Origin of the sequence: Streptomyces hygroscopicus subsp. hygroscopicus, from assembly GCF_001553455.1 — a bacterium.
GTDB lineage: Bacteria > Actinomycetota > Actinomycetes > Streptomycetales > Streptomycetaceae > Streptomyces > Streptomyces hygroscopicus.
This window is the reverse complement of the sequence record NZ_BBOX01000429.1, coordinates 1-9526: the sequence shown is the minus strand read 5'-3', so window position 1 is coordinate 9526 and position 9526 is coordinate 1. Positions and strand designations below refer to the sequence as shown.

Below are 9526 nucleotides of genomic sequence, written 5' to 3'. Positions count from 1 at the left end.
CCCCGGCCCGGCTGACCTGGCGGCCCGACGCCCCGGGCGCGCCGACCCGGCCACCCGCTCAGAGGTCGGCCAGGAAGCCCAGCGCCACCCGCCAGGCGGCCTCGGCGGCCTCCTTGTCGTAGTCCGGCAGCTCGGGGTCGGTGAAGATGTGCCCGGCCCCGGCGTAGCGGAAGACCTCCACATCGGCCCCCGCCCGCCGCATCCGCAGGTACCAGGCGTTGAGCCAGTCGTGCGGCTCGAACGGGTCGGGGTCGGCCACGTGCAGCTGCACCGGCAGCTCGTCGGCCGTCGCGTCGTCGGCGATGTCCGAGGTGCCGTGCAGCAGAAGCAGCCCGCGCGCCTTGTCGTCGGCCAGCGCCAGGTTCTGCGCGAGGGAGCCGCCGAGCGAGAAGCCGGCGTAGACCAGCCCGCGGTCCGCGTACGGCGCGGCGGCGGTGACGGCCCGCTTCAGCAGTTCGTCCCGGCCGATCCGCTCCTTGATCACCATGCCGTCCTCGACGGTGTCGGCGGTCTGCCCTTCGTACAGATCGGGCACGACCACCTCGTGCCCGGCCGCGCGCAGCCGGTCGGCCGCCTCCTGCACGGCGGGCCGCAGCCCGTACGCGGAGTGGAACAGAACAATCGTCGAGGTACCGGCCACCGCTGTCACTTCCCTTCCTGTGATTCGCCTCTCCCATCGTGCCAGTCGCGGTCTGAGGACACCCGTTCCGGGGAAGGCGGGACAGGACACCCGGGAGTCTCCCGCAGGAAGGATGAGGTAGGTGTCCATGGAGGACGTGCTGCGTCCGCTCGTCGTCATCGGCGGCTCACTGGCCATCACGCTGGTCATCGGCTGGGCCGTCGACTGGCTGCTGCGGCGGGCCGACGCCCGGCACCCGGAGACCCCGCTGTGGGACCGGCTGCGCCGCTGCCGGCTCCCGCTCCAGGTGACCGTGTGCACGGCGCTGCTGAGCGGTTCCTACGACAAGACTCAGGCGTCGGTCGTCCAGCAGCACGGGTCGGCCATCGGCCAGTTGCTCGCACTGGTGCTGATCGCGGCGGCGGCCTGGCTCGCGGTGCGGGTCTCGTCGGCCATCGTGGAGTCCTCCTACTCCCGCTACGCCTCCAGCGCGCACGACCCCGCGCGGGTGCGCCGGGTGCGTACCCAGGTGACGCTGATCCAGCGGGTGGTGGCCGCGATCGTCGGCGTGGTGGCGGCCTCCGCGATGCTGCTGACCTTCCCGACGATGCGCACGGTCGGCACCTCCATGCTGGCCTCGGCCGGGATCCTCGGTGTCGTCGCCGGTGTCGCCGCCCAGTCCACACTGGGGAACCTCTTCGCGGGGCTCCAGATCGCCTTCGGCGACATGGTGCGGATCGGCGACACGGTGGTCGTGGACGGCGAGTGGGGCACCGTCGAGGAGATCACGCTGACCTTCCTGTCCGTACGGACCTGGGACGAGCGCCGGATCACCATGCCGGTCTCGTACTTCACCAGCAAGCCGTTCGAGAACTGGTCGCGGGGCGGCACCCAGAAGGTGGCCACGGTCTTCTTCCACCTCGACCACGGCGCGCCGATCGAGGAGATGCGGGAGCGGCTGCGCGAGATCGTGCAGAAGTCCCCGGCCTGGGACGGCCGGGACTGGAACCTGGTGGTGACGGACACCACCCCCAGCACCATGCTGGTCCGGGCGCTGATCACGGCGCGGGACCCGGACGACGCCTGGACAGTGCGCTGCGAGGTGCGGGAGAAAATGATCACATGGCTGCGGGAGACCCATCCGCACGCCCTGCCGCGCATCGCGACCGCCCCGGCCGCCCAGCCCCCGCAGACGCCCCTGGAGCGCGAGCGCGCCCATGAGCGGGGCAATGAGCGCAGGACCACGTTCGCCCGTTTCGAGGACGGGCTGCACAAGGACGCCCAGCCCCCGAAGCAGGGGGGCTACGACGCCCACTACGACGCCCAGCCCCCGAAGCAGGGCTACGACGCCCCGGGGCCGTGGCAGGGCCGCTGAGGCCGCGCGACGCCCCGGCGAAAGGCGGACCGCGCGACGAAGCCCCCGGCGAAGGGCAGCCCGCGCGGAACCGCCGCTACGCCCCTACGCCCCTAAGCCCCTACGCCGCCGCGCCCCTGGGGCCGCACCGCTACAGCGGCCGTCGCATCGCCCGGTGCGGGATGCCGCTGCCCTCGTCGAACTCGGCGCCGTACGCCTCGTAGCCCAGCCGCTCGTAGAAGCCGAGCGCATGCGTCTGGGCCTCCAGATAGACCTCGGCCAGACCGCGCCGGCGGGCCTCCGCCTCGACGGCCCGGACCAGCTCGGCCCCCAGCCCCGTGCCGCGCGCCGCCCGGGTCACCGCGAGGCGGCCCAGGACGGCGGTGGTGGCGCCGTCAACGCCGGCGTGGGCGTACTTCTTGTCCGCGGCGGCGCCGTGCAGGAAGCGGACGGTGCCCACCGGTGCGCCCTCGGCGTCGGTGGCGAGGAGGTGGACGGCGTGCGCGTCGTACGCGTCCATCTCCTCCTCCTCGGGGATCCGCTGCTCCACCACGAAGACCTCCCGGCGCACCGCGAAGCAGCCGGTCAGGTCCCCGTCGGTCACGACCTGGATCACGAGCTCTCTGCCCTCACCGTCTCCAGCGCCCCCCGCAGGTCGTCCGGGTAGGCGGAGGCGAACTCCACCCATCCACCGTGCGCGGGGTGCTCGAAGCCCAGCCGCACGGCGTGCAGCCACTGCCGGGTCAGCTTCAGCCGCTTGGCGAGCGTGGGGTCCGCGCCGTAGGTGAGATCGCCGACGCAGGGGTGGCGGTGGGCGGCCATGTGCACCCGGATCTGGTGGGTGCGGCCCGTCTCCAGCTTGATGTCCAGCAGGCTCGCGGCCCGGAACGCCTCGATGAGGTCGTAGTGGGTGACGCTCGGCTTGCCGTCCGCCGTCACGGCCCATTTGTAGTCGTGCTGCGGATGGCGCCCGATCGGGGCGTCGATGGTGCCGCTCAGCGGGTCCGGATGGCCCTGGACCAGCGCGTGGTAGCGCTTGTCCACGGTGCGCTCGCGGAACTGCTGCTTGAGCACGGAGTACGCCAGCTCGGACTTGGCCACGACCATGAGCCCGGAGGTGCCGACGTCCAGCCGGTGCACGATCCCCTGGCGCTCGGCGGCGCCCGAGGTGGAGACGCGGAAGCCGGCGGCCGCCAGCCCGCCGATCACGGTGGGGCCGGTCCAGCCGGGGCTGGGGTGGGCGGCGACGCCGACCGGCTTGGAGACGACCACGATGTCCTCGTCGTCGTGCACGATCTCCATGCCCTCGACGGGTTCGGCGACGACCCGCACCGGCGGCGCGGCCTGCGGCATCTCGACCTCGAGCCAGGCGCCCCCGGAGACCCGGTCGGACTTCCCGGCGACACTGCCGTCGAGCTGCACCTTTCCGGCGGCGGCCAGCTCGGCCGCCTTGGTCCGGGAGAAACCGAACATACGAGCGATCGCGGCATCGACGCGCTCGCCCTCCAGACCGTCCGGTACGGGCAGGGTGCGGATCTCGGGAATCGTACTCACCAGACGAGTATGCCGGACCGCGGACACCGGTTCGCACGCCCGTCGGACACCGGCCGCCCGCCCCGGGTCCGGGCCGGGTCCGGACCGGACCGGACCGGTGCCCGGTCAGTCCTTGTGGACCGTGCCGTCCGGGTCCAGACCGCGGAAGGACAGGATCACGATCAGGAAGCCACCGCACACGATGGCCGAATCGGCGAGGTTGAAGACCGCGAAGTGGGAGGGGGCGATGAAGTCCACGACCGCCCCCTGGAGATCGCCGGGCGCCCGGAAGATCCGGTCGGTGAGATTGCCGAAGGCCCCGCCGAGCAGCAGTCCGAGCGCGACCGCCCAGGGCGTGCTGTAGAGCTTGCGGGCCAGCCGCGCGATCACCACGATGACCCCGACCGCGATCACCGTGAAGACGATGGTCATGGCCTCGCCGAAGCCGAAGGCCGCGCCCCGGTTGCGGATCACCTCGAACTGCAGCCAGGTGCCGATCACCTCGACCGGAGCGTGGTGCTCCAGCTTCGCGACCACGACCAGCTTGCTGACCAGGTCGATCAGATAGGCCAGCGCGGCGACCGCGAGGAGCACCCCGACGCGCCGCCTCCCCCTGCCCGCAGCGGCCTCATCGGATCCGGCTCCGGCAGCGCTGGTCCCGGCGCCCTCCTCTGCCTTCCCCGCGTCCGGCGTACCGATGGCCTGCTCCGCCTCTGTCACGTGAGTCCCTCAACCTTGTCCGGGCCAGTCTCCCCCTGTGAGGGACGAGGGTACGGCACACACGTACGGGCGTCAGCGCCGCTCCTGGCGCTGTTTGCACTCGACACACAGGGTGGCCCTGGGGAACGCCTGCATCCGGGCCTTGCCGATCGCGTTGCCGCAGTTCTCGCACAGCCCGTAGGTGCCGGTGTCCAGCCGCTCCAGGGCCCGCTCGGTCTGCAGCAGCATCTCGCGGGCGTTCCCGGCCAGGGCCATCTCATGCTCGCGGGTGATGTTCTTGGTGCCGGTGTCGGCCTGGTCGTCGCCCGCGCCGTCACCGGAGTCGCGCATCAGGCCGGTGATCGCCTCCTCGGAGGCGAGGATCTCGGTGCGCAGCCGTCCGGCCTCGGTCAGCAGCTCGGTGCGCGCCTGCTCCACCTCCTCGGCCGACCAGGGGTCCTCGCCCGGACGTACCGCGAGCTCACCGGGGTCTACGGGCGCGCCCGCCGCACGGGCCTTGGGCAGCGGGGACGCGGTCGCCGTGGCCTTCTTGTCGTTCGGCGCACCACCCGGGGTCTTCTTCGCAACCACTTTCCTGGCTCCCGTCTTCTTCGCGGGCACCGCCTCGTCGGCGGGCGCGGCCTTCCTGGCCGCGGTCTTCCCGGCCTCGGTCCTCCCAGCCGTGGCCTGGTCGGCCACGGTCTGTCCGGCCGTGCCCTTCCGGGCCGGCGCGACCGTCTCGGCGGATGCGTTCTTCCTGGCGGGCGTGGCCGCCTTCTTCCTCGGTGCGCTCTTCTTCGCGGCCTTGGCGGGGCCTTGCGCGGCGGCCCCGGCGGCCGTCGCGGTCTTGTTCGCGGCCTTCTTGCCCGAGGCGCTCTTCCCGGCGGGCGCGGCCTTCGTCGCCTTCGCCGTGCTCTTCTGCACGGCGGTCTTCCTAGCCACCATGGCCGCGGCCCCTTCACATATTGTGATCTTGCGCGCGAATCGTTCCGGAACGATAAATCGACTCCGGGCGGGCGGCAACGGGGCACGCCGCCCGATTCGCCCGGCTTGCCGGTACGACAACCCGGTCTCCACCGTTGTGCCCCGCTCGGCACGCGGTAATCCGTCCGGTATCCGGCACCCGGGAGTGACCCAGCGTGACGACCGGAACCGGGACGCCCGGCGCAGCGCCGTTCGGGTCAACCCGCGGAGCCGGACATCCCCCACTCGGCGCAGCGCCTTATTCGGTCGGCCCCGGTCTCCCCGGCCCCGTACACTGGGCGCAGCGAAAGGCGTGGATGGGGACGAGTAGCGTCGTAGGCGGCCCAGAGCGACCCGGGGACGGTGTGAGCCCGGGGGCGAGCGCGATGTGAAGGATCACCCCGGAGCCGCCGGAAGAACCCCCGCACTGGGTCAGTAGAACCGGCATCGCGAACCCAATGAGGGGGCCGGCCGCTCGCCCGCTGCCGGTCAAGGAGGGTGGTACCGCGGGAGCGCACGGCTCTCGTCCCTCCGACGGAAACGGAAAGAGCACGTGTCCGCCGGAGGAAGAAGAGCCCCGATGACGCCGCAGTACCGCCAGGTGCCCGCCCAGGTCGACCTGCCCGCCCTCGAGCACGCCGTGCTCGACTTCTGGCAGGAGAACAAGATCTTCGCCCGTAGCCTCGAGCAGTCCGAGGGGCGGCCCGAGTGGGTCTTCTACGAGGGCCCGCCGACCGCGAACGGCATGCCGGGCGCCCACCACATCGAGGCCCGCGTCTTCAAGGACGTCTTCCCGCGCTTCCGCACCATGCGGGGCTACCACGTCGACCGCAAGGCGGGCTGGGACTGCCACGGCCTGCCGGTCGAGCTGGCGGTCGAGAAGGAGCTGGGCTTCAACGGCAAGAAGGACATCGAGGCGTACGGCATCGCCGAGTTCAACGCCAAGTGCCGCGAGTCCGTCACCCGGCACACCGACGCCTTCGCCGAGCTCACCACGCGGATGGGCTACTGGACCGACCTCGACGGCGCGTACTGGACCATGAACCCCGAGTACGTCGAGTCGGTGTGGTGGTCCCTGAAGGAGATCTTCACCAAGGGGCTGCTGGTCCAGGACCACCGGGTCGCCCCCTGGTGCCCGCGCTGCGGCACCGGGCTGTCCGACCACGAGCTGGCGCAGGGCTACGAGACGGTCGTCGACCCCTCGGTCTTCGTCCGCTTCCCGCTGACCTCCGGACCGCTCGCGGGCCGGGCGTCGCTGCTGGTGTGGACGACCACGCCGTGGACCCTGGTCTCCAACACCGCCGTGGCCGCGCATCCACAGGTGCGCTATGTGGTCGCCACCGACGGCGAGGAGTCGCTGGTCGTCGCGGAGCCGCTGGTGGCCAAGGCGCTCGGCGAGGGCTGGACCGTCACCGGGGAGTCCTTCCTGGGGGCCGAGATGGAGCGCTGGAGCTACCGGCGCCCCTTCGAGCTGGTGGAGATCCCCGACGCGCACTTCGTCGTCAACGCCGAGTACGTGACGACGGAGGACGGCACCGGTCTGGTCCACCAGTCCCCCGCCTTCGGCGAGGACGACCTGAGGACCTGCCGGGCGTACGGTCTGCCGGTGGTCAACCCGGTCCGCCCGGACGGCACCTTCGAGGAGGGGCTGGGCCTGGTCGGCGGGCAGTTCTTCAAGAAGGCCGACGAGGCGCTGACGGCGGACCTCAAGGAGCGCGGCCTGCTGTTCCGGCACGTGCCGTACGAGCACAGCTACCCGCACTGCTGGCGCTGCCACACCGCGCTGCTCTACTACGCCCAGCCGTCGTGGTACATCCGCACCACCGCGATCAAGGACGCGCTGCTGCGGGAGAACGAGAAGACCAACTGGTATCCCGAATCGGTCAAGACCGGTCGCTATGGCGACTGGCTCAATAACAACATCGACTGGGCGCTGTCCCGCAATCGCTACTGGGGCACCCCGCTGCCCATCTGGCGCTGTGCCGAGTCCCACCTCACCTGCGTCGGCTCCCTCGCCGAGCTGTCCGAGCTGACCGGCACCGACCTGAGCGGCCTGGACCCGCACCGGCCGTACATCGACGAGATCACCTTCACCTGCGCCACCGACGGCTGCTCGCTGACGGCCGAACGGGTGCCCGAGGTCATCGACGCCTGGTACGACTCGGGCTCGATGCCGTTCGCGCAGTACGGCTACCCGTACCGGAACAAGGAGCTCTTCGAGAAGCGTTACCCGGCGCAGTTCATCTCCGAGGCCATCGACCAGACCCGTGGCTGGTTCTACACGCTGATGGCGGTCGGCACGCTCGTCTTCGATAAGTCCTCGTATGAAAACGTGGTCTGCCTCGGTCACATCCTGGCCGAGGACGGGCGGAAGATGTCCAAGCACCTGGGCAACATCCTCCAGCCGATCCCGCTGATGGACCAGCACGGCGCGGACGCGGTGCGCTGGTTCATGGCCGCGGGCGGCTCACCGTGGGCGGCCCGCCGGGTGGGCCACGGCACCATCCAGGAGGTCGTGCGCAAAACGCTGCTCACCTACTGGAACACGGTCGCCTTCCAGGCGCTGTACGCCCGCACCTCGGGCTGGGCGCCGTCCGGGGCGGACCCGGCTCCGGCCGAGCGGCCGCTGCTGGACCGCTGGCTGCTGGGCGAGCTGGGCACGCTCACCGAACAGGTCACCGAGGCCATGGAGGCGTACGACACCCAGCGCGCCGGCAAGCTGCTGTCGGCCTTCGTCGACGACCTGTCCAACTGGTACGTGCGCCGCTCCCGCCGCCGCTTCTGGCAGGGCGACGCCGCCGCGCTGCGCACCCTGCACGACGTCATCGAGACGGTCACCCGGCTGATGGCGCCCCTGGTGCCCTTCATCACCGAGCGGGTCTGGCAGGACCTGGTGGTCCCGGTGACCCCCGAGGCCCCCGTCTCCGTGCACCTGGCCACCTGGCCGGAGCCGGACCGGTCCATGATCGACCCGGTCCTCTCGGAGCGGATGACGCTGGTGCGGCGCCTGGTGGAGCTGGGGCGCGCGACCCGCGCGGAGTCCGGTGTGAAGACGCGCCAGCCGCTGTCGCGGGCACTGGTCGCGGCGCCCGGCTTCGAAGCCCTCGACGCCGAGCTGCGCGCCCAGATCGAGGAGGAGCTCAACGTCTCCTCGCTCGCGTCGCTGAGCGAGGTCGGCGGCTCGCTGGTCGACACCACCGCGAAGGCCAACTTCCGCGCGCTGGGCAAGCGCTTCGGCAAGGGCACCCAGCCGGTCGCCAAGGCGATCGCGGAGGCGGACGCGGCCGCGCTGTCGGTGGCGCTGCGCGAGGGCACGGCGTCGGTGACCGTGGACGGCGAGCAGGTCTCCCTCTCCCCCGACGAGGTCATCATCACCGAGACCCCGCGCGAGGGCTGGTCGGTCGCCTCCGACGCGGGCGCCACGGTCGCCCTCGACCTGGAGATCACCCCGGAGCTGCGGCGCGCGGGGCTCGCCCGTGACGCGATCCGCCTGATCCAGGAGGCCCGTAAGAACAGCGGGCTGGACGTGGCCGACCGGATCGCGCTGCGCTGGCAGTCGGCCGACGAGGAGCTCCGCCAGGCCCTCACCGACCATGCCGAGCTGATCGCGGACGAGGTCCTCGCGACCGACTTCGCCGCGGGCGAGGCCGACGCCGCGTACGGCACCCCCTTCGAGGACGCCCCCCTGGGCCTGACGTTCCGCCTCCGCAAGGCGTAGCGCTCCGGCGTAGGTGTCCGTCCCCCGATCCGCCCCGTCCCGGACCAGGGGCCCCGCCCCTGGTCCGGACGCCTTACGGGCGTGACCTCATGCGCCGGGCGGGCTGCTTCAGCCCGCCCGGCACCCCGGCACCAGCGCCCGGAGCCGGACCCCGGGTCACGTCCGTCCGCCCTGCCCGGGATGCCCCGGACCAGACCCGGGGCTCTGGGGCTATGGCCGCCCGTCCTGCTCGGGGTGCCCCCGGACCAGAGCCGGGAGGGCCCCCGGACTGTGGCCGTCCGCCCTGCCCGGGCCCGTGGACAGGGGCCGAGCCGACCCCGCGTGACGACGGCCCAGCCCGCCCGGCCCCCTTCGGGTCAAAGGCCCGGGACCGATCCCGCGTGACGTCCCCCCAACCCACCCGACACCCCGCACCCGCACCCGCACCCGGAGTCACCCCCCCCGCGGCCGTCCGGCCCACCCGACACCCCCGTCCCAGCCCCGACGCGAGCCCCGGGGTTACGGCGCGGTCAGCCCCGTTGCCCCGTTGGGCGTTTGCGGGCCGGGGGCCGGGGCTGAACCCCGGCCACGGGAAGGGGCAAGGAGGGCCGGGCAGGGGAAGACCCCCGGGCGTCCCCGCCCGCACGGCAAGGGCCGGGGC

7 protein-coding genes are annotated in these 9526 nt (G+C 72.3%); 2 read left to right on the top strand and 5 right to left on the bottom strand.

Translation table 11 applies throughout. The features are described from left to right. Positions 1–58: 58 nt before the first annotated feature. On the bottom strand, positions 59–649 hold the full coding sequence (locus AXW62_RS34530) for a dienelactone hydrolase family protein (protein WP_030831698.1): 591 nt from the start codon (positions 647–649) through the stop codon (positions 59–61). A 118-nt stretch (positions 650–767) separates the two neighbouring features. On the opposite strand from AXW62_RS34530, the gene AXW62_RS34525 reads away from it, so the two are divergent. Then, positions 768–1994, top strand: coding sequence for a mechanosensitive ion channel family protein (locus tag AXW62_RS34525; protein WP_107406380.1), 1227 nt, complete (start codon positions 768–770; stop codon positions 1992–1994). Positions 1995–2124: 130 nt separating this feature from the next. On the opposite strand, the gene AXW62_RS34520 is transcribed toward AXW62_RS34525, so the two are convergent. The 4 genes from AXW62_RS34520 to AXW62_RS34505 all read right to left on the bottom strand — a co-directional run bounded on the left by AXW62_RS34520 (position 2125) and on the right by AXW62_RS34505 (position 5150). Then, positions 2125–2586, bottom strand: a complete 462-nt coding sequence (locus AXW62_RS34520) for a GNAT family N-acetyltransferase (RefSeq protein ID WP_244503280.1) — start codon at positions 2584–2586, stop codon at positions 2125–2127. Next, positions 2586–3527 (bottom strand): RluA family pseudouridine synthase, encoded by a 942-nt coding sequence (locus AXW62_RS34515; protein WP_030831689.1) that lies wholly within the window; start codon positions 3525–3527, stop codon positions 2586–2588. The genes AXW62_RS34520 and AXW62_RS34515 overlap by 1 nt, the downstream gene beginning before the upstream one ends. 105 nt (positions 3528–3632) lie before the next feature. Next, positions 3633–4226 carry a signal peptidase II gene (locus tag AXW62_RS34510; protein ID WP_060947914.1) on the bottom strand — a complete coding sequence of 198 codons (594 nt, stop codon included), beginning with the start codon at positions 4224–4226 and terminating at the stop codon, positions 3633–3635. 72 nt (positions 4227–4298) lie between these two features. Then, the gene (locus tag AXW62_RS34505) at positions 4299–5150 is read right to left on the bottom strand and encodes a TraR/DksA family transcriptional regulator (RefSeq protein ID WP_060947913.1); all 852 of its coding nucleotides are present in this window, start codon (positions 5148–5150) and stop codon (positions 4299–4301) included. Positions 5151–5748: 598 nt separating this feature from the next. Between AXW62_RS34505 and ileS the strand changes: the two genes are divergently transcribed. After that, a complete protein-coding gene (gene ileS / locus AXW62_RS34500) occupies positions 5749–8886 on the top strand; it encodes an isoleucine--tRNA ligase (RefSeq protein ID WP_060947912.1) in 3138 nt (1045 codons plus the stop codon). The last annotated feature ends 640 nt before the right edge of the window (positions 8887–9526 follow it).

What these genes read in the sequence shown, in the direction of transcription:
- ileS (WP_060947912.1), top strand. Translation starts at nt 5,749, where the DNA reads ATGACGCCGCAGTACCGCCAGGTGCCCGCCCAGGTCGACCTGCCCGCC.
- AXW62_RS34505 (WP_060947913.1), bottom strand. Translation starts at nt 5,150, where the DNA reads ATGGTGGCTAGGAAGACCGCCGTGCAGAAGAGCACGGCGAAGGCGACG.
- AXW62_RS34525 (WP_107406380.1), top strand. Translation starts at nt 768, where the DNA reads ATGGAGGACGTGCTGCGTCCGCTCGTCGTCATCGGCGGCTCACTGGCC.